At 20.3% G+C, this 987-nt stretch carries 2 protein-coding genes; one reads left to right on the plus strand and one right to left on the minus strand.

Annotation, left to right across the window (positions count from 1 at the left end; genetic code table 4):
• Positions 1-293: 293 nt before the first annotated feature.
• Entirely contained in the window at positions 294-476 is a 183-nt protein-coding gene (locus tag C6B38_RS05395) for a hypothetical protein (RefSeq protein ID WP_105298927.1), read from the minus strand.
• A gap of 234 nt (positions 477-710) precedes the next feature.
• On the opposite strand from C6B38_RS05395, the gene C6B38_RS05400 reads away from it, so the two are divergent.
• Positions 711-987, plus strand: a 277-nt coding sequence (locus tag C6B38_RS05400) for a hypothetical protein (RefSeq protein WP_146693324.1), incomplete at its 3' end; no start/stop codon positions are given.

Below are 987 nucleotides of genomic sequence, written 5' to 3' on the forward strand. Positions count from 1 at the left end.
ATTTTAATTTTATTCTTATTTTTGTTGCTAATATAGTCAACTTTTTCTAAATCAGATTTTTTAAAAATATTAGATATTATTTTTTCACTGATATTAGCATTTTCTGTTGTGTGCATAATATCTTTATATCGTTTTCCATCACCCATAAAATAAATATATTTATCTTTTAAATTTTTTTCAATTCTTTCATATTTTTTTAATCCTAATTCTTCATCTAAAGGATAACGATTTGCATAATATCTTTATATCGTTTTCCATCACCCATAAAATAAATATATTTATCTTTTAAATTTTTATTCTGTTTTGATTGTTTTTGGTAATTTTGATACTACCTTATATCCTTGTAATATTTGTCCTTGTTGATATAATTTAAATATCTCATTATCTCTATTAATTAATAAATTTTTAACTTCATTTTGTGTCTCGATTGTTTTATTTTTTTTATAATTTCCTAACAAATTTTGTTCTAACTCCATCTTATTATTTCCCTATCTTTAAAAAATATTTTTAATATGATATTAATAATACTTAATTTGATATTTGATAATTTTTATTATTTTATCATAATTTGAAAGCGAGGATATCTAAAAAATGCAAGACTTTACTAAAATTAATAATAAAAAACGAATTAATGATATTAATAATACTTAATTTGATATTTGATAATTTTTATTATTTTATCATAATTTGAAAGCGAGGATATCTAAAAAATGCAAGACTTTACTAAAATTAATAATAAAAAACGAATTACTAGTTATGAACATTTAAATAAAAAATATGATTTAAATTTTAGTGACTATAATTTTGGTTTTGACTGAGAAGTATTTAAAGACTTTGTTGGGGATAGTTATGCACGTTATTTTACTTCACCAAGTTTTTTTAAGTTTGTTTCTGCGGGGCGTGGTACTAATAAAACATGAAATCATATAGCAGAAAAATTATTTTATGCTTGTAATTTTACTGATGCTTCATCTAATATTTTACGAA

It is taken from the genome of Spiroplasma sp. ChiS (genome assembly GCF_002968355.1).
GTDB lineage: Bacteria > Bacillota_I > Bacilli_A > Mycoplasmatales > Mycoplasmataceae > Spiroplasma > Spiroplasma citri.